We start from the raw sequence: 22,720 nt of genomic DNA on the forward strand, positions 1-22,720 counted from the left end.
TTGTGTTAATAGATCTCAATATATTATCATTTTCATTCATCGATCTATTCCTTATAATCACAATATACATTCATCCACAGGAGGAAACAACTCATGAATTCAGATCGAAAATTACGCTGGGGCATTCTTGGTAGCGCTAGCATTGCCAAAGGTTCTGTCATTCCTGGTTTGCAGCAATCGGAGTTGAATGAAGTGGCGGCGATCGCAAGCCGGGACGAGGAAAAGGCGAAACAGACCGCCGATCAGCTTGGAATCCCCCAGGCTTACGGCAGCTATGAAGCACTGCTCGAGGATGACTCCATTGACGCTGTATATATTCCCCTTCCCAACCATCTTCACCGGGAGTGGACGATCCGCGCAGCTGAGGCGGGCAAACATATTCTGTGCGAAAAACCACTCGCGTTAACCGAGCAGGAGGCACGCGAAATGGCGCAAGCCTGTGATGATGCCGGAGTACTGCTCGCCGAAGCATTCATGTATCGGCATCATCCCCGTTACGACCAGATCAGAGATGTCATTGCCAGCGGTGAAATTGGGGAAATTCGCGGTATTCACAGTACATTTTCGTTCAACAATTCCGGTTCTGCAGGCAATGTCCGGTTCAAACGTGAATGGGGCGGCGGTGCTCTCTATGACATCGGCTGTTATTCCATCAGTGCAGCAAGGCTGCTGCTCGGCCAGGAACCTTCTGCGGTAACGGTCATTGGCATGTTCTCCCCTGAGCACGACCATGTCGACATGATGGCCTCGGGATTACTTGAATTCAATGATCACGTCGGCGTCACGTTTGACAGCAGCATGTGGGCAGCATTCCGCAATACGCTGGAGGTGCTTGGATCGGATGGCATAATCGAGGTTCCGTCCGCATTTATCAGCAAACCGGACCGCAGCTCGAACTTCTACGTTACGGCGGGCGGTGAACGCAGGGAAGTTGAGGTCCCTCAGGTCAATCATTACTCCCTGCAGGGGGATGATATGGCACGCGCTGTGCTTCAAGGTAAAGATATGCGTTTTGCTTCATCCGATGCGGTGGCCAATATGAAAGTGCTTGAAGCTTGCCTTCGTTCTGCAGAGGAACGTACACGAATTACACTATAAGCGAGGATGGTGTGTACAATGGAATTCATTACAATTAATGGTGCAGGAAAACCGATTTCCCGGTTGATCAAAGGTACGGATTATTTTGTGCATGATGCTTACGAAAAAGCTGCAACGAATATGGATGCTTTTCTGGCGATTGGCGGAAATACTGTTGATACAGCTCACATCTATTGCGGCGGACAGAGTGAAGAAGTGCTCGGACGTTATATGCAAGAGCGCGGTAATCGCGATCAGGTCGTCATTCTGACAAAGGGTGCCCATCATGATAAGAACGGCCCTCGTGTCAATGCCGATGCCATTCGCAGCGATCTGCTTACCAGCCTGGAACGTCTACAGACGGATCATGTCGAATTGTATGCATTACACCGGGACGATCCGAACATTCCTGTTGGCATCATTCTTGAAGCACTGAATGAGCACATAGAGTCTGGTAAAATTGGTGCGATTGGTGCCTCCAACTGGACTTGGCAGCGTTTGGAGGAAGCCAACACGTATGCGGCAGCACATGGTCTGAAGGGCTTCACATTCAGCAGCCCGAATCTTAGCCTGGCCAAGGCGAACGAGCCGTTTTGGGCTGGCTGTGTATCAGCAGATGCAGAGACTCTGGCATGGCATGAACGGACACAGCTTCCGCTGCTGTCCTGGTCCTCGCAGGCACGCGGCTTCTTCACCGGTCGTTTCACACCCGAGGTTCGTGACAATGCCGATCTGGTTCGTGTCTTCTACAGTGACGGCAACTGGGAAAGACTGCGCCGTGCCGGGGAATTGGCCGAAACGAAGAATACAACGGCAATTCAGATTGCATTAGCTTATGTATTGAATCAGTCCTTCCCGACCTGCGCACTGATCGGTGCACAGAATCGCGATGAGCTGTTATCCTGTGACGAAGGCTCACGCCTGACTCTGACTGGTGACGAGATTGCCTGGCTTGATCTTGCGAGCGACGTCAAACCGGTTGTGTAACCACAAGAGCTGATCCAAAGCGGAAACGCTTCAAACGGAGTACAGTTTAAGAGACGGCCCTCCCCACTTTCGATGCGGGAGGCCGTCTCTTTTCCTTCCTAAAATAAATAAAGAGGGCACCAACCAGAGAAACGCTGGAGGTACCCTCACATGAACATATATAATGACCTTGAACGGGTCCGTCTTACAGTTTAATGATCTGACCGGTCTTCTGGGATTCGAACGCTGCCAGAATAACCTGCAGGGAACGAAGGCCTTCTTCACCGGAGATGCTTGGAGGCGTTTGAGTCACAATGGATTCCACAAATGCGTCGATTACGCCGCTTGGTACCTGCTTCTCATTCGTTGCCATCGCACCAACTTTGTACGTTTCAACCGTTCCGTTCGTCAGCTCAACGATGACTTCGTCGCCTTCAACCGTACCGATCTTCATGACGCCATTCTCACACCACAGAACCGTACTGTTGTCTCCTGCTCTGTATTGAGTCCAGCTGGCAACGAGTGTACCAATGGCACCGCTCTTCATGCGAAGCAAGCATGTCGCATTGTCATCCACTTGCGTGCCTTCTTTGTGCAGGGTGCTGATGAACCCAGCTACTTCGGATACTTCATCGTTCAGCAAATAGCGAATGAAGTCAGACTTGTGCACACCAAGGTCACCCATGGCGCCCATAATTGCTTCTTCCTTACGGAAGAACCAGCTCTCTGCTCCGTCCACACTCCAGCCTTCCGGTCCTGGGTGACCAAAGGAAGTACGGAAATTCAGCACTTTACCCAATTTGCCGGAATCCAGGATTTCTTTTGCTTTGACGTGTGGAGGCATCAGACGTTGGTTGTGTCCAACCATCAGATACACACCGTTTTTCTTGGCAGCTTCAATCATTTGCTCGCCTTCTTCGGTGGTAACAGCCATCGGTTTCTCAACCAGCACATGCTTACCTGCATTCGCAGCAGCAATGGCCATGGAGGCATGCAGATAGTTAGGTGTGCATACGCTAACTGCATCAACGGTTTCGTTTGCAAGCAGCTCTTCATAGCTGGAGTATGCTTTCCCGCCGTATGTTTCGGCCATTTTCTCTGCACGCTCCACAATTGGATCAGCAAAAGCGACAAGCTCTACGTTTTCATTAGCAGCGTATTCTGGAATATGTCTGCGTTCAGCAATGGCTCCACAGCCGAATACAGCAACTTTAATTTTACTCATGGATTAATGTCCCCTTTGACAAGTAGATTCAGCATTTGCTTCATTTAATGATTCGAATTGCTAGATTAAAATTGGTTCAGGTAGTTCTGTTTCAACCAGTTATAACTGTTGGCTACGCTTTCAAGTGGAGGATTCTGACATACATCCTGTTCCACGATCAGCCATTCCACGCCTGCGCTCGTTGATGCTTCAATAACTGCTGGCAGGTCAACCGAACCTTGTCCCAGTTCCAATGTTTTCATCTGACCCTGTTCGTCTTTGCTGAAGTCCTTCAGATGGAGAAGCGGCAGACGGCCTGCATATTGATTAATATACTCGATCGGATTTTGTCCCGCAAATTGCACCCAACATACGTCCATTTCCACTTGTACAGCCTCTGGAGTTGTTTCAGCGAACATGGCATCAAAGGCATTTTTGTCGCCAACTTGGCCATGGAATTCGAAGTCATGGTTGTGATAACCAAAGATCAAACCTTGTTTCGCTGCTTCCGCACCATATTGCTGTAGTTCAGCGAACAACTTAGTCCAGCCTTCAGCATTATCAGGGCGATCTTCAGGCATGAGGTAAGGACAGATCATATATTGAGCCCCAATGGTTTTGAGGTAATCAATTTGTTTTTGCAAATCTTCGCGCATCGCGTGCAGGGAAACGTGGCTGCTGAATCCTTTGAGGCCCAGCTCATCCAGCAATGCTTTCATCTCTTCGGCAGGAATGTCACCATAACCAGCGAATTCCACACCTTCATAACCAAGCTCTGCTACCTTGCGCAATGTGCCACGAAAATCTGCTGCAGTTTCATCACGGAGGGTGAACAATTGCAAACCAATATTAAGTTTTTTCATGAATGATACACCTCTGCTCTCAAATTTGCTTTCATTGCTCTATCTGGTATCATCCTACCGCAAAACAGGCTAGAATGAACATATACAATATCGTCAGAACATGAACTATTTGACTGATTTTTTATTCCAGTATTTTGCATCACGATATTTCACCTATAAAAGTGCATGCAGGATACCTATATTGGAGGATTGCATCTTTGGAACCGTTGAAGACTTCAGTACTGATCTGTGACTACTCTTATCACTACAAGGCATTTAACCACAACATGAAGGGCGAGCTTCAGACCTATCTGTTCCGTCTGCAAACCGAAGGCTCCTGCAAGGTATATGTGCAGGATGAAGAATTTACGATGACGAGCGGCGATTTACTGCTGTTGAAACCAGGAGATGACTATCATCTCGTGGTCGCAGAACCGCATAAGGAAGGACGATTGTCCAGCGGGGATTATTATTTGTTCTGTGAAGGTTCCTGGATTGATCAGTGGTGGAAGCGAATTCAGCGCCCTACCGTAAACCGAATTGGACTGGATGACAAGCTGGTCAGCCTGTGGCGCAATATTTTGCTGGAGCAGCGCCGGGGACCTCTTGAAGAAAATGAGGAGTTAAAAGACGCCCTATTGCGCGGACTCTGTCTGTACATCGACCGTGCGATTAGCGAAAGTCTCCAGACGGATCGAAGCGTGTCCTCCACTCTGAAGCTAAAACGCTTCATAGAAGAACATGCTACCGTTACGTTCAAACTTGAGGAGGCTGCCCGTTACGCTGGTCTTAGTCTGTCACGCGCAGTACGGCTGTTCAAGGAACACTACGGCAAAACCATGATCCAGTACGCTATTGAAATTCGTCTGAATGTTGCACTGGAACGCATGAAGTACAGTGAGATGACACTGGAGCATATCGCCGAGACGTGTGGATTCGCCAGCTATTCCTATTTCCACCGGGTATTCCGCGCTCACTTCGGCATGTCCCCTCTGGAATATCTGAAATCCCAGTCCCACCCGTCTTTTGATATGGAGCATGTGTAACATCACCTGGAACCTCGAACCCATGACGACCTATACACAGGTCACGTTATGGGTTCTTCGAACTTTTTACTGCTCCAAATTTACTCATGACTCCTCCCACATAACCCTGTATAGTTAAAATTATAGTCATTTACAGATTCAACCATCATTAACGAAATTTCCATTACCCTTTATTGGAGCGATACCCATGCCTCATTCACGTAGAATACTCATTATTGAAGACGAGCAGGACATTTCACGCATTGTAAGAGACTATCTGAACAAAAACCAATATGACGCGGCAGTCGCAGCCACTGGACAAGATGGATTGCAACTGATGGACATGCTGCAGCCGGACTATATTATCCTGGATATCATGCTTCCGGATATGGATGGTATTGAGGTATGCCGTGAAATAAGACGAAGAAACAATATTCCGATTCTCATTCTAAGTGCAAGAGGAAGTGATACCGACAAGGTGCTTGGTTTGGGCTTTGGGGCAGATGATTATATGACCAAGCCCTTCTCCCTGAGTGAGCTGCTTGCGCGAATCAATGCCCATTTCAGGCGGTATGACAGTCTTGCATCCGAGCGTGAGGAGGAACATCTTCTTCGTCTCTCCAACCTGGTAATCGACAAGAAAGCGTACAAGGTTACGGTAAGCGGAGATGAAGTTTCGCTTTCTGCGAAGGAATTCGAACTGCTGTACTACCTGGCGAGCCACAAGAATCAGGTGTTCTCGAAGTCACAACTGCTGGACGCAGTTTGGGGATATGATGCTTACGGGGATGAAAATACGGTCACTGTATACATCCGAAGATTGAGAGAGAAAATTGAAGCCACCCCCTCCGAGCCCGTTGTTCTGAAGACAGTCTGGGGCGTCGGCTACAAATTCAACCACTAAGATAGATGGGAGACCACAATCTCGATGTTGTTACACCAATGGTCCAAACGCTGGCTGATTACCGTACTCATTCTGCTTATTTTTCTCCTTGGATGCAGCCTGACACTTGCCGTGAATCGGTCAGTTCATCATACAGAGGAGTCCAACTTGTCCATTCATCTGGTCCGGCTCATCATCAATCCGGTAATGCTTGCTTTGGAGCAGAATCATCATCAACTCACCAGCCCGGAGGTTCAGGAAAACGTTCGTGCCCTCGCTGAAGAGCAAGGCATCCAGTTATCCTATGTCGGCCTGGACGGTACGATCCTATTCTCTTCCGATCCATCCTCTCAAGGAAAACATATTCATCTGGCATCCGCCTTGCATTATGATCTGAACTATGCCGAGCATGCCAACCATGGAGAGGATGTGGTGAACATGGCTTTTCCTGTCCTCCATGCTGCGGATGAAATTCAGATCGGAAATGCCATCTTTACCATCCCTAAAGTCATGGTTACTATCCAGCCTTCATCCATCCTGCCTTATCTGGTTGCAGCCATATCCATCGTAATCGCACTTATTCTCGGCATTCTTTTATTAACCATGCATCGCAAAATACATAAACGATTACTGTCACCGGTACATATGCTTCAGTATCATGCTGAATCTATTCTCAAGGGACAGTACAATAGTCCAATTCATTATAAACATGCAGATGAAGTAGGCGAGTTATATGCCATGTTCGATCTGATGCGCACCGAAATCAAGTATTTGAGTGAACAACGCACGAAGCAAGAACAGGCGCAAAAGGAACTCATCACCAATATTTCGCATGATATCAAAACACCCATTACTACGGTTAAAGCGTATATTGAAGCCATTATGGAAGGCATTTGCGCAGATGAGGAAACCCTGATGGAGTATATGCGAATCATGCAGACCCACACGGACAAAACAGCCCGATTGGTTGAAGATCTGCTACTTCATGCGCTGCAGGAACTGGGTCAGATATCCGTAGAGCCGCGTGAAGTTTATAGCGGTCCCTCTTTTGAAGCCATGCTTGGATCATTCGGTCATGCTGTACGCATGAAAGGTCTAACGTATGAAACGCCCGGATCCGTTCCAAATGTATTAATACGCATGGACACCACAAGGATCGAGCAAGTGCTGGCCAATCTCATATCCAATGCACTGAAGCACACCCATCGCGGGGATACCATCCGTGTTCATACTGAGCTGGAAGCCAATCAGTTCATTGTGACAATCACAGACACTGGTCAAGGAATTCGGGCACAGGATATACCTTTTGTATTTGAACGTTATTTCCGAGGGCAGACGTCTCCTGTATCCAGACACGTGCACGAGGGTACAGGCCTTGGCTTATCCATCTGCAAAAATATCGTTGAAGCACATGGAGGACGCATATCCTTTTCAAGCAAAGAGGGGCAAGGAACCAGCTTTCAATTTAGTCTGCCGGTCTGCTGACTCGTCCCACCCCATTCAGGCTGGCATCCAGCCTGTAAGACTTTATTCATAATTTGATAAGACTTCCTCAACATCCCCCCTCTAAAATAAAACATATACTGCTTTGGGGAGTGATTTTCTTGAGCAAAACAACGATTATTCGTGCGCATAACCTATGCAAAACATACAGCGCAGGCCCGGAACAATACCATGCTATACGCAATGTTGATCTGGATATATATCAAGGGGATTTTACCGTCATCATGGGCAACTCCGGTTCGGGCAAATCCACCCTGCTCTATCTGCTGAGTGGTCTGGATCATGTTACTGCTGGTGAGGTCTATTTTCAGGAACAACGCATCGATGATTACAGCGAGCGGGAAATGTCTGATTTTCGCACTCGCCGGATTGGTTATATCTATCAAAGTATAAATCTCGTACCGGATCTCTCCATTCGAGAGAATATTGCACTGCCGGGTTACATCGCCGGGACCAAAAAGAATGAAATTCTGCGGCGGGCAGACCAATTGATGAAATCCTTGGATATTGACAGTCTGAGCAGCCGTCTTCCCTCCCAGACTTCAGGAGGGCAGCAGCAGCGAGCCGCCATTGCGCGGGCTTTGATCAATACTCCTGACGTCCTTTTCGCTGATGAACCGACTGGAAGTCTGAATGTGGAGCATGGTAAGGCTGTTCTTGACATCCTGACAGACATTCATCGAAAAGGGCAGTCCGTTGTCATGGTCACGCACGATATCAAGGCTGCCTGTCGTGCCGATCGTCTGATATTAATCCGGGACGGCAAAGTGGGTGGCATTCTCGAATTCGAACCCTATAACGAGCACCAGGTTCATGACCGTGAGGACATGATATTTGCCTTTGTATCGGGGAAGGAATAACGATGGCTGTCATGTTGAAACTTAGCCTCTCCTATCTGGGAAGAAGCAAAATCCAAAACTCGTTCATCGCTCTGCTCATTCTTCTATCCACGCTGCTGTTGTCTACAGCTGTCATGATTCTGGCCAACACAGGTAATCAGTTTAGAGAAATGCATACCCGTACCAATGGATCTCATCAGATTTTGACTTTTGATAAAGGCTTGAATGATCCAAAAGCTGTCCACTCCTGGTGGGCTTCCCAGGAAGGCGTTAAAGTGTCTGAACTGTTAACGTACCGAACGTTATCGGGCATCTCGTTTCATGGAACGGATATCCCTAACATTTACCTTTACATGATAAATACCCCGTCAACGCCGCGGATTGTGGATGAGCTTATTTTTTCTAGTGGAACACCGGAAATGTTTCCTGCGCCAGGTTCGGTCTGGATTCCCACTTCCATGGCCAATGCCTACGCTGTCTCGGCAGGAGATACTATTGGCTTCAAAACGGGGAGCACTACCATCGAATTGAATGTATCCGGTATTGTAATCGATGTCCCCTATGGGGCACCATTCACCAACACAGCACGTGTCTGGATGAACCCTTCCGATTATTCGGAGCATGTTCAATCTTTTGAAGGCAACGATAATTATATGCTGGGTATCCACTTCGACGATTATAGTGCCAATTCAAGCTATTGGGAACGGTATTCGCTCGAGACAGGCAGTCCGTTTCTGGAAACCAAGATGGAGTTTGAGGGCATCTCTTCTTTCTATCTGATCATTAATCAAATCATCGGATTCATCATGATTTTCCTAGGAGTTGTCATGCTTGCCATCGCTCTGATTACAATCGGATTTACGATTTCGGATGCCATCCTGGCCAACTATAAAACGATCGGTATTTTGAAATCACTCGGTCTGACCTCGGCAAAAACCATTGGCACATATGTCATGCAGTATTCCATGCTTTCCGGTATAGCCATCCTTCCGGGACTTGGGCTCAGCATATGGATATCCAAATTCATCATCAATATCTCCGTGTCTTCTCTTCGCGTGGGAAATCGAGATATCTCGGTAGAGGGGATAGGCTTAGCCATGCTTGTGGGCGTCTTCCTGTTCGCCATGATCCTTTTGTTCGTTGTGATGTATGCCAAAAAAGCACGGAATATTCAGCCGGTGCAGGCCATCCGTTATGGAATGTCGGAGCTGGACAATAGCCGGATGGCACGGAGAATGAACTCCCCGCTAACCCGCCTTTTCGGGTTCACTCGCCTTCCAGTAGCTGCAGTTATCGGAGTCCGCCATGTCACCAAAAACATTAAAAGTTCTATTCTGATGCTCTTGCTGACAACTACGGCCTCTTCCGTACTGGTTCTGGGATATGTTTTGTTAAGCAGTATCACCGGAATTGCTCAGACCGCTGCCCAGTGGGGTTATGACAATGCCAACATCGCCGCTGTCGTTGTGAATAAGAGTACTTTTCCCAAAGAGGATTTCAAGCAATGGCTACAAGAGGATGCAAGAATCAAAAATGCAGGCTGGCAAGGAAACATTACTGGCGTAGTTAGCCCAAACTCTTCAGGGGATGATAAACGGCACTCTACCAGTGTAACTCTGAGTGTACTGGAAGGAAGTTATCAGGATCTTGGATTTGAGACATTAGAGGGAAATAACCCACAGCAGGAGAATGAAATAGCCATCGGCGTGGGTGTAGCTAAATCCTTAAACAAAAAGCCGGGTGACTTCCTGGAGCTTTATATTGAAGGGGAACAGCGCACATTCCTCATCACAGGAATTTATCAAGCTATTGCCAATATGTCCATCTCGGGACGAATTACGATGGAGGCCATGAATACGATTCGCCCGAATTACAATGATTTTGATGCCGTATTCATTAATTTGAATGATCCGCTGGAAGCAGAGCTTGTTGCCAGGGAAATGAATCATCGATTCAAGGATTCCGCTTCAGTTGTAACGCAGCAGACCCTGCTCGATTCGGTCTACGCCGAAGCGGCAGATATTTTAATTTACCCCATGAGCCTGATTGGGCTGCTGTTTATCCTGGTTACCTTTATTATTATTTTCAGTACCTGCCGGATTAGTATCCGCAAAGAAAGCAGAACGTATGGTATCTACAAATCGCTTGGATTAACCTCGCGCCGCATTCGGATGTCTATTGCCATGGGAGTATCGCTCCTATCCGCTATGGGCGCCCTGCTGGGAATTCTGGTTGGTGTGTATGTGCTGCCTATTCTTCTTGAAATGATCCTTGCTGACTATGGTATAGTACATCTTCCTCTTATTTTGAATGGGGTTGGAATAGTTCTAGCCGTTTGTGTCGGCATTATTGCAGCAGCTCTCGGCTCCTGGTTCTCCTCCCGTGTCATTCAGGACACGTCGCCTCGTATGCTGGTAATTGAATAACTTTGACAAGGGCATGTGAAACAGCCTTCTCAGATCCTCCACGGGTTGAAAAGGCTGTATGGCTTGTCCAGATATTACTTTTTCAGATCTTACTCCGTCGAAGATCCCTGATTCTTGATTTTGATTTTAATATCGTAGGTAATTGGAATTTTACTGAACGTCTTATCCCAATCCGGTTTAACCTTTTTCCATACCTTGGGATATTTAATGCGCAGTTTCTCGCCAAATCCGCCAACATCCACCTTGTACTTATGCTGCATTTTATCGAGGACCTGTTTCACCTGCTGTTCCGCGATTTTCTTAAAATCATTCTCCAATTTGTGAAGATATTCTTCGTCTCCCGAGGCTTCGGGAACAGTCCAATCTTCCATGAACCACCCTTCCGATTCCACCTTAACATGGAACGAGATATCTTCCCCATGCACTGTAGGGATAATTTTACCTTTGGTATGCTTAATTTCATACACGATGGTACTCCCGGTTTGTTCTTCATATGTTTTAATTACGCCACCCCTAGGCCTTTCCTGAATCCATGACAATCCTTCGAGATCGACCTGGCTTAAGGTTCCTATATGGCGTTTTGTCTTCGAGTCAAATATGCCTGCACCCGAAAATTTATGTTCGCCTTTATAGGAAATAACATTTTGCAGGAGAAAGCTTTTGCCAGACTTCATGGTTGCGTCCAACTTGGCTAGTGACACAGCGGGCATGATTTTATTCGACAAGTATGAATTGTCCACAAGACCTGTCAGGTAAAATGCCGGGATTTCACTGGGATCATTGGAGTGCAAAGCATCAATGGCTTTTTCATCACTCACCACAACCAGGCAACTGGGACGGATATCGTTATCACGCAATACAAAATCAAGCAATTGTTCCAAGCTATATTTCCGTGAAATTTCTTGCGAAACCACGATCACTTTCAAGTGATGTCCGATAAGGGGACGATCTCTTCTCAGTGCAAACTGACGGAATATTTCTAATAGAGAATCCCCCGTTAATTGTTCGTTGAAATAGGACTTGCCCGCTGACGGAGAACCTTGCTGGCTGTTTTGTTTGGATGAATCCTTAGGTACAATCTGCACTGTGGCGGTTATATTGTTTTCTTTGGGATAATGACCACCATGAGCGTTTACGTCCTTTTCAAATTCAGTTTGCTCAGGCACATCAATCCCAAGAGCCACATAGACACCCAAGTCCTCAATTTCTTTGCTGCTCCAGCAGCCTGTTTGCGTAAACAACATGCATAGCGATACAGAAAACAATATCAGCTTCTTCCAAGGCATCTTCATTTCTTCTGGCCTCCTTTTTTGCGAACAAAGCTTAACAGCAGCAAAAGGGCTGGAAGGATAGCAAACAAATAAACAGATACCTTTCCCACAAAGTCACCAAGTGCAAAAGTCTGATTGACGTCGTTTGGAAGAAAGGCAATAAAATAGATAATGGAAACTAAAATAAACATGGCTCCCAGTATTTCCTTTCGTTTGAACAATTGAGCGCATCCTATGGAAGCACCGTACAGTGTGACGGTGAAGGTGGAGAAGATCTGCATAATCCAGATGACCAGAAGTAACGATTCGAAGCGTTCAAATATCAATCCCTGAATTTCAAAACTTCGCATTAAATCGAGTGTAGGCCAGGTTCGAGTCTTCATGCCATTGATGGACAAGCTGCCCACCACCATAATGACTGTAACCAGATAGATCATTGTAGGAATAGCTGTCCCCCAAATAACAGACTTAAATCCTTTCTCTGGACTCTTCATATAGGCCATAACGACAAACATAATTTCATATCCTGTATAGGCCAAGAGCGACGGCTTCAATCCTTTTATGACCGGCATAAATCCCTCTCCCAGCACGGGTCTCAGATTGTTTATCTCAAAGACTTTGCTGCTAAGCAGGATAGCTATGACAAAAATAACAATTGTGATAGGCAAAATAATCTCGAACAACCGCACGATTGCATTCAAACCGCCCGATATCAGATAAATCCCGATCCACATAAATCCCATTACTATCGCCCAAGTTGGCGTACGCTCAAGAAGATATAAATTGGTCACTTCCGCGAGCACCCTGACTTCAAATGCAGAGATAATGAGAAAATACAGGATGATTGACATACTGATTACCATGGCAATCATTCTGCCGGTAATCTCCGGGACAAACTGAAACACCGTTTTCCCTGGAAATCTCCGGCACAGCGTAACCATGATGAAACCAATGAGCGTAATAATTACACCCGAGATGATAATGGAAATCCAGACATCCGGTGTATCTACGGCTTCTACCGTTGTTCGCGGCAAGGTCAGGATACCTGCTCCCAGCATATAGTTAATGATCATGATCGCAGCCTGAGCGGTTGTTAGGGGTGTGTAGGAAGGCTTCATTGGTTTCACCTCTTCATCAGTTTCATAGCCTTGTCCTCATTTCTTGCGGTCCTGATCTTTGGGTTTCATCATGTAAGGGCGTTTCTTCATCATGCTCATTGGTGCCCTGATTAGGAAGTCCTTCCAGTCTGATAATCGATAAGGGACACTCGGGCTGACGTATGGAACGCCAAAGCTCTGTAACCGTGCAAGATGACTGCAGAGTAACAGGATAAACAAAACCACCCCGTACAAGCCAAGTACTGCCGCACTAAACATGCCTATAAAACGCAGAATCCGCAGCGTTATCCCTGCGCTGTACGTCGGAATGGAGAATGACGAGATTGCTGTAACGGCAACGACAATAACAAGAAACGGGCTGACAATCCCTGCCTGTACAGCGGCATCCCCGATAATGAGACCGCCGACGATCCCCATCGCGGGTCCAATCGGTTTCGGTAGACGTATACCGGCTTCGCGCAATATCTCAATTGCCGTCTCCATAATGAGTGCTTCGATAATGGAGGGAAAGGGTACTCCTTTTCGCGTCTCGATAATGGTTAATGCCAGTTTGGTCGGAATCAGACCCGGATGAAAGGAAATAAACGAGATATACAAGGCAGGTGCCAGAAGGGCGATCATGGCTGCCAGAAAACGAAGCATACGGAGAAAGGTACCCGGAATCCATCGCTCATAATAGTCTTCAGGTGATTGCAGCAGCATGCTGAAGGTGGCCGGTACAATTAAGGCGAAGGGTGTACCGTCCAGCAATATGGCAACACGTCCTTCAAGCAAAGCACTGATCACCCGGTCCGGTCTTTCCGTATTCTGCACCTGCTGAAAAGGACTCAGCTGATCATCCTCAATGAGTTGCTCTACATACCCGGATTCCAGCATGGCGTCTACATCCAGCTTTTCGATTCGTTTTTGTACTTCAGCTACAATCTCGGGGTTGGCAATATCTTGAATATACGCAATAACCAGATCCTTTTTGATCCGTGTACCTACTTCATATTTCTGTATGAACAGGCTCTGGTTAGTCCCATATCGCCGCAGTACCCCCGTATTATCACTGAGACTTTCCGTAAAACCAATGCGCGGCCCACGGAGCAGGGCTTCGGATAACGGCTCTTCAATACTGCGTGTTTTTCCTTTGGCTGATCCAATGAGGAGAGCACCAGGCATACCATCAATAATGAGAGCATTTTTCCCGGACAGTACACCCAGAGCCAGTTCCTGTAATGACTCGGTTTCCTCTACCTGACTGACAGGCAGTAAATGATTTGTCAGGTATCCCTTAAGCAGATGGGCGTGTACCGGATGATTGAAGGCATCCTGTTTCAGTTCAGGCACGCCTCTTAGCATAAGAGGCGTGATCAAATGGTCGTCGACCAACTCCTGATCCACCAGACCATCAACATACATGACAGCCGCAGATGTGTCCGTACCATAGATGAAGAACTCCCGGATATGTACGTCAGCATTCTGCCCAAAGGTCTCTCTTGAACTGATCAGATCTGTGGTATAGTGCCCTGTCAGCTTGATGTTCGCATATGTACCGGATTCAGTTCCTTGTGCCTGGTCAGTACCATTCGAAGAGGAGTCTCCTGAGTTTTGTTTTTGCTGCGAACTGGGATTCGTGAATGCACCTTTTCTAATGGATGAGCTAATCCACCGAGCTGCTTTTAATATCACTAGCGGAATGATTACAACCAAAAAGGCTTGTACCCATATCTCCCAACTCGGGACGTATGATAAAATTTTGGACCACATCACCCTCACCCCAACATTTCTCTGTGCTATGAACCTACATGTATTTCTGAGTATTCTTTCCCCGAAGGCTCACAATAATTCCCGTTTTTTTGGCGTAATAAAAAAGCAGGCCCCTGTGTCGGAGACCTGCTACGTTATTATTATTGTTCAAGGTTATTTTATAGAAGAGTGTGCATCTTAGACGATCTTGGTAACTTGCTGCGCCTTGGCATCAAGCAGCTGTGCAGATTCCGCAATGGCTGTAAAATCCTTCAACGCCACCGCAATCTTTTGCTGGCTTTGCTGGGCGTACGCTTCAACTTTCTGAGTTCCGCTGGAAATGTTCTGAATCTCTTTGGTTATGCCTTTCACGCTATCGCGGATTTCATTAATGGAATCCGTCACCATGGCAGACAACTTTCTGACTTCCTTGGCTACAACATCGAACCCACGCCCGTACTCACCTGCATGGGCAGCTTCAATGGCAGCATTCAGTGCGAGCAGCTGTGTCTGCGAGGCTATCTGCTGAATGGTTTTGACGACACCTTGGATCGAGCCTGCTTGCTCCTGCAAATCAGTCAACGTAGCCCGGTTATGAGCCGAAACTTCTGCAATTTCCGTAATACCGGACAGCAGCTCACGACTGCGCTCCATCCCAATATCCGCATGCTCGTTCATCTCATGTGACATCGTTTTCAATTCGTGGACCACAGCCGAGATGTTTCTCTGACGATTTGTAATGTTGGTTGCCATTTTGGAGACACCCAGAATTCTCTCATTAAACTCATCATAGACAGGCATATATGTTGCCTCAAGCCAGACAGAGTTTCCACTGGCATCCTTACGCTCGATCTTGTCTTGGAAGCTTACACCGTTGAAGATACTGTTCCAGAACAACTCATAATCCAGGCTGTTTGCGAAATCAGCAAAGCATAATTGCCGATGATGCATCCCGTACATTTCATCTACCGGGTATCCCATCGTATGAGCAAAGGTCTCATTGACATAAGTTACCCGCCGATCCAGGTCAAAACGAATGATCGCCAGACTTTTTTCCATAGCCTTAACGACCAGCGCATCTGTGACCATGTCCTTCTTATCCAATTGTTTTATAGACACTCCATTTCCCCCACACTCTAATTCTTATTTATTATTACTTCTTAATAGATTACTCCCTGCACATATTCAAAAAATGGACAATCTGTCTTCTCCAATTTTTTTATATATTCATGTGATCGTTCTGAACGCTTCTACTATTGATACCCCAATTCAGGACATTTGGATCACTTATTTTTGATTTTCCCTAAAAAAAATTTTGCATAATCTTATTTTGGTAAACTTAATGGACTAAACTTCATTTTATTATCAACGTGTCAACACGTAAATGGACAAATACGCACAAAAAAAGGACCGTTTCATCCGAAACGGTCCTCACAAGGAGCATGCCCAGCACATCAACATAAATTGGCCTTTTCCAGTCTCTAATCAGTCCTTCCTGCCTTAGGTGTCCACCGTTGATCCTCACTATCCTGGGGATAATTGATGCCGGCCGGGTAGGAGATCAGCTCAATCAACATGCCCCACGGTGCACGCCCATATACAAATTGATTGCCTTTCCCGCCTTCGATCGGGCCGGACAATGCACTGGGCTCGGAGAGAAGCTTTCCTCCTGCCTCTGTGAATCGTTTCGCCGCCTTCTCCATCTGATCCACATATAAGGCTACATGCTGGACACCGAAGTCTGATGCCCTAGCGGGATCATTCTGCTCGGTATTTCCAAACTGAAATAGTTCAATACTGGCGCTCTCCCCGACAGATAACATCCGAATATGAGTGACCTTGGCGCCTGGTCGAAGCCCCAGCTTCCCTTCTGCTTCCGGACCTTCCTGCGGGGGATCCTGAGGCGTAATGTTGTCATATATAATTCTGGCGCCTAATGCCTGCTGCAGAAAAACAGTCGCTTGTTCCACATCCGGCACCGTAATCCCTATATGGTCGATTCCTCTTGTTGTCATACGATCCCCTCATTCCATATGTAATTCAACATGCTCGTGAGCAGCAGCAATTGCTCTCATCATGTTTTTACACCATAAGAGGACCGATATAACAACGTCAGATTACCCACAGCTATACCATGAATTATCCGCGAGGCAGCTTATCCGCATATTTGCTGCGCAGTTCAGCAAGCCTCTCCAGCTTGGATAACGCCAGCTCCTTCTGCAATAACCCAACAGCGAGCACCAGCTGCTCCATAAGAAGTAGTGGAGTAACCATGGAGTGGAATTCCCCCAGCTCACCGCGACTCACATAGAAAGACAATTCCGTTGCCAATCCGTATAACAGATCCTCCCGGTCTGTCACAAGTACGGCCTTGCTGTTTACTTCCTTGGCATAATCCAGAATGACCTCTGCTTCAGGCAGCAGACGGGTAAAGCTCATCAGTAAGACCATATCCTCCTGCTGCATGTGCATTAGCGACTCCAGCAATTCATGTCCGCTTCCAGCCAGATGGATGACGGTTAATCCAAATCTCGATAACCGGAATGACAGCAGCTCTGCCAAACCGGCTGAGGGGCCGGGCGCATAGATATATACTCTTCTGGCTTCAGCAAGGATGGAAGCCGCATGCTCCAGATCTCCCTGCTTCATATGTGATAACGTCTCCTGCAGATGGGATACCGAGGCTTCCAGCAACTGCACAGGCAAGCTGCTCGTGTCCATGCGGGAGATTGTTTTATTTAATTTGAGTGCAGGTGTCGTGTCCTCCGAGGTTCGCAGCCGGATTTTGAATGCTTTGGCATTGTCATATCCAACAGCCCGCCAGAAGCGCGAAACGGTGGCTATACTTACTCCAAGCTTGTCGGCAATTTCCTGCTCCGTCATGAATAATATCTCCTCCGGGTTGCGCTCAACAAAATCGGCAATTTTCAGATGACCAGGTGATAGCTGTTCTTTTTGGGCAAATAAATTCATTCCGAATACACTCCTTTTCTCGCTCTGCCATCAGTATACCAGCTGGCCTCTGATCAAGTGGCTTATCTATGTAATAAATTTTTCATTAATTTTTGAATCTGTAATAAATATTACAATTGATTTACAAATCTCTCCTTTTGCGTTAATACTCTGCCCCTAGACTGTGGCTATGATCAACAACATTCAGGGAGGTATGTATCGATGAAGAAGATGACTGAGCGGTATACGCTGACGTCTTCACAGAAAATGATGGTGTTTGTGCTTTCCATGTCACTGTACGGCTTGTCCAACATGTTTACAGAGCTCATTCCCAAGCTGCAGCTTGGACCGATTGAATTGTCGGTTGAATATTTTGCTTTTATTCCACTGACGCTCTGCATCCTGTTCCATCCCATGATTGCCGCTCTCGGTGCTGCTCTTGGTGAAGTCATCTTCGGTGAGCTGATGCTGGGCCAATTCGGCGGACTCGGCGAACTGGAGAAATTCATTACCTTTTCCTTCGCGATGTATGTCGCAGGCCGTATGGTCAGTGATCCGCGCAATCGCAGGCAAGTAGGCATCGCAGCCATGACTGGGGTCATCATTCATCAATTTCTCAGTTCATTGGTTGATATCGGCAAAGTATGGATTGGCGTGGAAGAACTCGAAGCCGTTCCCGGACTTGCCGAGAGTGTTGTGCTGATTGAAGGCGTTGGATTCCTGAACGACGTATTATTCTCGGGTATCCTGTTCGCTCTGCTGCCTACGCTGTACCTTGTTCCTCTTCTCTATGGCAAAATTGAACCACTGCTTGGCATTAAACCGCGTAATCCTGGCATGAAATATGAAGGTGTCGGTTTCTTCCGTCCGAAGCTGTTCCTATTCGGTCTGCTGCTGCTCGCACTAGCTTTTGGCGCGGAATCCCTGTCCGAAATGGACATCAACTTCGCCGTATGGGAAACGGACTATGCCGATCAATACGGCTCAGCCTCGATCTGGATCAGTATCGGTGCTGCTGCATTCATCGCGGTCGTTACAGTTTGGATCATGCGAGTGAAACGAAGCAAAAACAAAGGCATTTCAGGTACGGAGAATCGCCCTTATGCCTAATACACACTCTTCCCACCCTGCTTCTTCACCCGATACCGCTATTGCCATTCATGATGTTACGTTTACCTATCCCGGTTCGGAAGAACCTGTTCTGAACGGAGCCTCCCTGGAGCTCTCCCGCGGAAGCTTCACTGCGATTATCGGAGGCAACGGATGTGGCAAGTCAACGTTGTGCAAATTGTTTAACGGCCTGATTCCCCAGTTCTATACGGGTGACTTTGCGGGTGAAGTTCATGTACTGGGAGTCTCAGCCGCGGGGCAAAGTGTTGCCGACCTGTCCAGAAAAATTGGATATGTCTATCAGGATTTTGATAATCAGCTGGTGCGCCCGACCGTACTCGATGAAGCTTGCTTCGCTCCACTGAATTACGGACTGGCCAACTATAAGGAGCTGGGTGAACGTGCGCTGACGATGTGCGGACTGGACTCCATTCACAATCGGTATATCTGGGAATTGAGTGGCGGACAGAAACATCTGCTTGCACTCGCTGGGGCACTATCCATGGACCCGGACATCCTCATCGTGGATGAACCCGTCTCCCAGCTCGATCCACAGCATGCCAGACTCATCTATGAATGCCTGTCTCGGTTAAATACAGATCACGGCAAGACCATTATTGTCATCGAGCATCATACCGAATTTATCGCTGACTTCTGCGCAGATGTGGTCCTGATGGACAAAGGACGTGTGCTGTGGAATCTGCCAGTTAAGGAAGGTTTGAATCGCATCGCAGACCTGGAGCGTCTGGGCATTCAGCCTCCTGAAGTGACCCGTGCAGCCATTCAGGCTGTTCCATTATTGAAGCGAGATCAGGCAACCCAACCCGAACAGCTGCATCATCAGCTCTTTCCAGTCACAGTGGAGGAAGCCGCGGTTTATTTTCATAAACAGCACTCTGCTGCGATATCCGCACTACTGGCCAATCCGGGCAGACAGTCCCATCCTTCGGAGAGCACGGTACAATCCCGTTCTGAAGAACATGCACATGCTGCTTCTCTGCCGGTTGTTCAATTCAAGGATACACGTCTGCGATATAGAGGGCTTGGCAAAAAAGAACATGAGATTATTCGTGGTGTTAACTTTTCACTCCATGAAGGAGAACGGATTGCCCTGGTGGGCAACAATGGGGCAGGCAAGTCTTCACTACTCCGGCTCATGGCCGGCATCAGTCTGCCTCAGGAAGGCAGTGTCCGCGTGCTTGGGGAGATCACACATCGTTCATCGTTGGAACAGCTGGCTGGCCGAGTTGCTTATATTTTTCAACAATCGGCCGAGATGTTCATCGAAGACAGTGTGCGCAAAGAGGTTTCCTATTTCTTGAGACGCCGCCGCATCCAGGGAGCCGATGAACAAATCGCACATGTACTCGATCGCTTTCGGCTTACTCCGTTACAGGAGCGGGATGCGCGTCTCCTTAGCGGCGGACAACAGCGACGCGTTACCCTTGCGATCGGCGCAGCCATGAAACCTTCTCTTATGCTGCTTGATGAGCCTACCGCCAACCTGGACCTGGCTACGCGAGAAGAACTGATCGGCGTATTGGATGAACTGGATCAGCATGTGCGGACAACCGTGATTGCAACTCATGATATGCAACTGGTTACCCGATGGGCCAGTCGTGTCATCGTGCTGCATGACGGACGTGTTGAAGCAGATGGGACACCTTCCGAGGTGTTTGCTGACGAGCCGCTTCTGCGCCGCTCCGGACTTGCCCTAACTCAGATGATGGAACTATCTCATCGGTTGGGTCTATCCGCACTCTGTCCGACTCCCGAGACATTTGTGGAGAATCTTTTGAATCATTCGAATCTTTCGTTTACCAAGGAGGAAGACATTGATGCAGCTTGTCCGCAACTGGTTTGACAAAATATCCATTGAACGCATTCAGCTGGAGTTGATGAATACCGTATATGGCAGCGGTCATGCAAGTCTGTCCCGCATTGATCCGCGTATCATGCTCATCTGGTATCTCTTCTTTGCCATCGTTCCCTGGTTCGTTCATAACGGTACGGTGCTGCTCGGCATGTTTATGCTCATGGTCACCACGACCATTCTGTCCCGCGCCGCTCCCTTCATCATCATTATTCTATGTCTGGGGCTGATCGGTCAGGTGGGCTGGATGTTTATTATCTCGCTGTTCTTCGGGGGGAACCTGGAATCCGCATTTCCATTGTTACTCCTAACCCTGAAGCTGTCGATCGTATCCCTGGCAAGCATCACTGTCTTCTCCGGTATGGATCCGGAACGAATCGGGGATGGCTTGCTGGCAATCGGAATGCCTGCGACATTCTCGTTCAGCCTATCGTATGCGTACCGCATTTTGCCCGTGTTGTTTGGTGAATTCCGCAACATTATGCTCTCGTACAGACTGCGAGGTCAGGTCCCATCCAGCCATGGCTGGTTCTACTGGAGGCTTGTTGTTTACTACATGAAACTGTTTGTTGTATCCTTCTTCCCGTTAATGCTGGCAACCGCCAAACGTTCCCGTACCACTGTGGAAGCACTCGAAACCCGTGGTTTCTCTTACGGAATGAAGAATCCGGATTCGAAACGGCTGAGGCTGGCCCACCTGAAGGTTACCCCACGCGATATTGGTTTTCTTGTCGGGTCAGCCATCTATGTTGTCCTCCTGTTCTGGCTGGGCGCACATTACGTAATTTTGTAATTCATATACTTAACCATTCATGGAATAAAAGGAGTGTCTTTTCATGCGTATTGATCTTCATACTCACGGCAAATTATCCAAAAACTCTGATTTCTCTGTCGACTACTTCACTGAAATGGTCACCGAGGCTAAGGCCAGCGGACTGGACGCCCTCGCGCTTACCGAACATTTCAACACTCGCCACTTCTACGATGTTTACGAGACGCTGGATCGCCTCTACCCCTACAACGGAGAATATTATGACGCGGACGGACTGTGCATTTTTCCCGGGATGGAGGTGGACATTCAGGAGACTGGACATATTTTGCTCATTGGTCAAAAGGAACATATCCTTGCCGTTCGTGCCGGGCTGGAAAATTATACAGCCAAGGGGTCATTTATCCCCTTTGCCAACCTGCTGAATCTGGCCGAAGCCTGGCCCCTGTTCAAAATTGGTGCACATCCTTTCCGGGAATCGACCCCTCTGTATGAGCTTGACCCAGGTCTGCTTGGACGTCTGGATGCCTTCGACCTGAACGCCAAAGATATGTACAAAACCGGTATCCATACCTGCCGCAGTCAGGTTGAAACATTCGCCCAATCTCTGGGTAAACCCGTAACGGCCGGAAGTGATACGCACCAATGTCTGCAATATGGCAGTGTGTTTAATGTATTGGACCGCCCTTGTGCCTCTGTTGCCGAACTGAAAGAGCTGATCGCTGCCGGGCACTACACCATTGAAGTCTCTCCTGATCTTCCCCTTCGTGTTAAAGCCTCCGTGATGCTGAAGAAAGTCATGAAACGTCTTGCCAAGCTCGAAGCCGCCAGCTTGCAGGAGGTTTAATTGCTTGGATCATACATTGGGCCTGCAGGTAACATTCCTGCAGGCCTTTTTTATCCACCGTCACTTGAGACCATCTGCCCTCGTCCCTCTAATTCAGCTACGATTATTACGATAAGCATCACTGACAGGTTGGCACTTTCATAGACAATGGTTATGTTTGTGATTTTTTTCACTTTTAATATCATGCAAAAGTATTACCATGAGCTTATTCATTATATTACTCACCAGTAACCTATCTTAGCGAAATCGAAATTTCTAGAATTCATTTATTGATTAAGTCCACG

Annotated in this window: 19 protein-coding genes; 11 read left to right on the top strand and 8 right to left on the bottom strand. The window is 47.6% G+C overall.

The genetic code is table 11. The annotated features are described in order from the left end of the window. The first annotated feature begins 93 nt into the window (after positions 1-93). Both F4V51_RS25135 and F4V51_RS25140 read left to right on the top strand, forming a co-directional pair. Entirely contained in the window at positions 94-1,098 is a 1,005-nt protein-coding gene (locus F4V51_RS25135; RefSeq protein ID WP_153980027.1) for a Gfo/Idh/MocA family protein, read from the top strand. Between the two features lie 18 nt (positions 1,099-1,116). Then, positions 1,117-2,064 carry an aldo/keto reductase gene (locus tag F4V51_RS25140; RefSeq protein WP_153980028.1) on the top strand — a complete coding sequence of 316 codons (948 nt, stop codon included), beginning with the start codon at positions 1,117-1,119 and terminating at the stop codon, positions 2,062-2,064. Between the two features lie 184 nt (positions 2,065-2,248). Here F4V51_RS25140 and F4V51_RS25145 read toward each other — a convergent pair whose 3' ends face one another. Together F4V51_RS25145 and F4V51_RS25150 are read right to left on the bottom strand one after the other, a co-directional pair. Then, entirely contained in the window at positions 2,249-3,268 is a 1,020-nt protein-coding gene (locus tag F4V51_RS25145) for a Gfo/Idh/MocA family protein (protein ID WP_153980029.1), read from the bottom strand. Between the two features lie 65 nt (positions 3,269-3,333). Then, a complete protein-coding gene (locus F4V51_RS25150; RefSeq protein WP_095292272.1) occupies positions 3,334-4,110 on the bottom strand; it encodes a sugar phosphate isomerase/epimerase family protein in 777 nt (258 codons plus the stop codon). 206 nt (positions 4,111-4,316) lie between these two features. Between F4V51_RS25150 and F4V51_RS25155 the strand changes: the two genes are divergently transcribed. From F4V51_RS25155 to F4V51_RS25175, 5 genes are all read left to right on the top strand, one after another. Next, entirely contained in the window at positions 4,317-5,135 is an 819-nt protein-coding gene (locus tag F4V51_RS25155) for an AraC family transcriptional regulator (RefSeq protein WP_095361747.1), read from the top strand. 187 nt (positions 5,136-5,322) lie between these two features. Then, positions 5,323-6,018, top strand: coding sequence for a response regulator transcription factor (locus F4V51_RS25160; protein WP_127539720.1), 696 nt, complete (start codon positions 5,323-5,325; stop codon positions 6,016-6,018). A gap of 24 nt (positions 6,019-6,042) precedes the next feature. Then, entirely contained in the window at positions 6,043-7,482 is a 1,440-nt protein-coding gene (locus tag F4V51_RS25165; RefSeq protein WP_153980030.1) for a sensor histidine kinase, read from the top strand. 119 nt (positions 7,483-7,601) lie between these two features. Then, positions 7,602-8,360, top strand: coding sequence for an ABC transporter ATP-binding protein (locus tag F4V51_RS25170; RefSeq protein WP_193724397.1), 759 nt, complete (start codon positions 7,602-7,604; stop codon positions 8,358-8,360). Between the two features lie 2 nt (positions 8,361-8,362). Then, a complete protein-coding gene (locus F4V51_RS25175; protein ID WP_153980031.1) occupies positions 8,363-10,765 on the top strand; it encodes an ABC transporter permease in 2,403 nt (800 codons plus the stop codon). An 89-nt stretch (positions 10,766-10,854) separates the two neighbouring features. On the opposite strand, the gene F4V51_RS25180 is transcribed toward F4V51_RS25175, so the two are convergent. The 6 genes from F4V51_RS25180 to F4V51_RS25205 all read right to left on the bottom strand — a co-directional run bounded on the left by F4V51_RS25180 (position 10,855) and on the right by F4V51_RS25205 (position 17,858). Continuing rightward, a complete protein-coding gene (locus F4V51_RS25180) occupies positions 10,855-12,057 on the bottom strand; it encodes a Ger(x)C family spore germination protein (protein WP_323131790.1) in 1,203 nt (400 codons plus the stop codon). Next, positions 12,054-13,154 (bottom strand): GerAB/ArcD/ProY family transporter, encoded by a 1,101-nt coding sequence (locus tag F4V51_RS25185; RefSeq protein ID WP_153980032.1) that lies wholly within the window; start codon positions 13,152-13,154, stop codon positions 12,054-12,056. The genes F4V51_RS25180 and F4V51_RS25185 overlap by 4 nt, the downstream gene beginning before the upstream one ends. 36 nt (positions 13,155-13,190) lie before the next feature. After that, positions 13,191-14,906 (bottom strand): spore germination protein, encoded by a 1,716-nt coding sequence (locus F4V51_RS25190; RefSeq protein ID WP_153980033.1) that lies wholly within the window; start codon positions 14,904-14,906, stop codon positions 13,191-13,193. Between the two features lie 177 nt (positions 14,907-15,083). Then, positions 15,084-16,004: a methyl-accepting chemotaxis protein gene (locus tag F4V51_RS25195; RefSeq protein ID WP_236146645.1), complete on the bottom strand. Its 921-nt coding sequence runs from the start codon at positions 16,002-16,004 to the stop codon at positions 15,084-15,086. A gap of 362 nt (positions 16,005-16,366) precedes the next feature. Beyond that, entirely contained in the window at positions 16,367-16,900 is a 534-nt protein-coding gene (locus tag F4V51_RS25200) for a VOC family protein (RefSeq protein WP_153980034.1), read from the bottom strand. Between the two features lie 124 nt (positions 16,901-17,024). Beyond that, the gene (locus F4V51_RS25205; RefSeq protein ID WP_153980035.1) at positions 17,025-17,858 is read right to left on the bottom strand and encodes a MurR/RpiR family transcriptional regulator; all 834 of its coding nucleotides are present in this window, start codon (positions 17,856-17,858) and stop codon (positions 17,025-17,027) included. A gap of 201 nt (positions 17,859-18,059) precedes the next feature. On the opposite strand from F4V51_RS25205, the gene F4V51_RS25210 reads away from it, so the two are divergent. The 4 genes from F4V51_RS25210 to F4V51_RS25225 are packed head-to-tail and all read left to right on the top strand — an operon-like array spanning position 18,060 to position 22,436. After that, positions 18,060-18,947, top strand: coding sequence for a DUF8171 family membrane protein (locus F4V51_RS25210; protein WP_153980036.1), 888 nt, complete (start codon positions 18,060-18,062; stop codon positions 18,945-18,947). Beyond that, positions 18,940-20,811 carry an ABC transporter ATP-binding protein gene (locus F4V51_RS25215; protein ID WP_153980037.1) on the top strand — a complete coding sequence of 624 codons (1,872 nt, stop codon included), beginning with the start codon at positions 18,940-18,942 and terminating at the stop codon, positions 20,809-20,811. Before F4V51_RS25210 ends, F4V51_RS25215 begins: the two co-directional genes overlap by 8 nt. Next, the gene (locus tag F4V51_RS25220; protein ID WP_153980038.1) at positions 20,786-21,613 is read left to right on the top strand and encodes an energy-coupling factor transporter transmembrane component T family protein; all 828 of its coding nucleotides are present in this window, start codon (positions 20,786-20,788) and stop codon (positions 21,611-21,613) included. The genes F4V51_RS25215 and F4V51_RS25220 overlap by 26 nt, the downstream gene beginning before the upstream one ends. A gap of 43 nt (positions 21,614-21,656) precedes the next feature. After that, complete coding sequence (locus F4V51_RS25225; RefSeq protein WP_153980039.1) at positions 21,657-22,436, top strand: PHP domain-containing protein; 780 nt, start codon at positions 21,657-21,659, stop codon at positions 22,434-22,436. The last annotated feature ends 284 nt before the right edge of the window (positions 22,437-22,720 follow it).

This window comes from Paenibacillus xylanilyticus, from assembly GCF_009664365.1.
In the GTDB taxonomy this organism is placed as follows: Bacteria; Bacillota; Bacilli; order Paenibacillales; family Paenibacillaceae; genus Paenibacillus; species Paenibacillus xylanilyticus_A.

What these genes read in the sequence shown, in the direction of transcription:
- F4V51_RS25135 (WP_153980027.1), top strand. Translation starts at nt 94, where the DNA reads ATGAATTCAGATCGAAAATTACGCTGGGGCATTCTTGGTAGCGCTAGC.
- F4V51_RS25140 (WP_153980028.1), top strand. Translation starts at nt 1,117, where the DNA reads ATGGAATTCATTACAATTAATGGTGCAGGAAAACCGATTTCCCGGTTG.
- F4V51_RS25145 (WP_153980029.1), bottom strand. Translation starts at nt 3,268, where the DNA reads ATGAGTAAAATTAAAGTTGCTGTATTCGGCTGTGGAGCCATTGCTGAA.
- F4V51_RS25150 (WP_095292272.1), bottom strand. Translation starts at nt 4,110, where the DNA reads ATGAAAAAACTTAATATTGGTTTGCAATTGTTCACCCTCCGTGATGAA.
- F4V51_RS25160 (WP_127539720.1), top strand. Translation starts at nt 5,323, where the DNA reads ATGCCTCATTCACGTAGAATACTCATTATTGAAGACGAGCAGGACATT.
- F4V51_RS25165 (WP_153980030.1), top strand. Translation starts at nt 6,043, where the DNA reads ATGTTGTTACACCAATGGTCCAAACGCTGGCTGATTACCGTACTCATT.
- F4V51_RS25175 (WP_153980031.1), top strand. Translation starts at nt 8,363, where the DNA reads ATGGCTGTCATGTTGAAACTTAGCCTCTCCTATCTGGGAAGAAGCAAA.
- F4V51_RS25180 (WP_323131790.1), bottom strand. Translation starts at nt 12,057, where the DNA reads ATGAAGATGCCTTGGAAGAAGCTGATATTGTTTTCTGTATCGCTATGC.
- F4V51_RS25185 (WP_153980032.1), bottom strand. Translation starts at nt 13,154, where the DNA reads ATGAAGCCTTCCTACACACCCCTAACAACCGCTCAGGCTGCGATCATG.
- F4V51_RS25190 (WP_153980033.1), bottom strand. Translation starts at nt 14,906, where the DNA reads ATGTGGTCCAAAATTTTATCATACGTCCCGAGTTGGGAGATATGGGTA.
- F4V51_RS25200 (WP_153980034.1), bottom strand. Translation starts at nt 16,900, where the DNA reads ATGACAACAAGAGGAATCGACCATATAGGGATTACGGTGCCGGATGTG.
- F4V51_RS25205 (WP_153980035.1), bottom strand. Translation starts at nt 17,858, where the DNA reads ATGAATTTATTTGCCCAAAAAGAACAGCTATCACCTGGTCATCTGAAA.
- F4V51_RS25210 (WP_153980036.1), top strand. Translation starts at nt 18,060, where the DNA reads ATGAAGAAGATGACTGAGCGGTATACGCTGACGTCTTCACAGAAAATG.
- F4V51_RS25215 (WP_153980037.1), top strand. Translation starts at nt 18,940, where the DNA reads ATGCCTAATACACACTCTTCCCACCCTGCTTCTTCACCCGATACCGCT.
- F4V51_RS25220 (WP_153980038.1), top strand. Translation starts at nt 20,786, where the DNA reads ATGCAGCTTGTCCGCAACTGGTTTGACAAAATATCCATTGAACGCATT.
- F4V51_RS25225 (WP_153980039.1), top strand. Translation starts at nt 21,657, where the DNA reads ATGCGTATTGATCTTCATACTCACGGCAAATTATCCAAAAACTCTGAT.